Genomic DNA, 273 nt, shown 5'->3' on the forward strand with positions numbered 1-273 from the left:
GCCATCGTCACCCTGGGTTTCGGCGAGATCATCCGCATCTTCCTGCTCAACCTGGACCGCCCGGTGAACATCACCAACGGCCCCAAGGGCCTGAGTCAGATCGACTCCATCAAGGTGTTCGGCCTGGACCTGGGCGCGCGGCTGAAGGTGGGCGACTTCACCTTCCAGTCGGTCACGTTGTACTACTACCTGTTTCTGTTCATGGTGGTGCTGTCGGTCATCATCTGCTACCGGCTGGAGCGTTCGCGCATCGGCCGCGCCTGGATGGCGATC

At 61.5% G+C, this 273-nt stretch carries 1 pseudogene; it reads left to right on the plus strand.

The annotated features are described in order from the left end of the window. Positions 1–273 (plus strand): annotated as a pseudogene (locus HA630_RS27015) (ABC transporter ATP-binding protein); the annotation flags it as partial.

This window comes from Aquabacterium sp. A08, assembly GCF_011742065.1.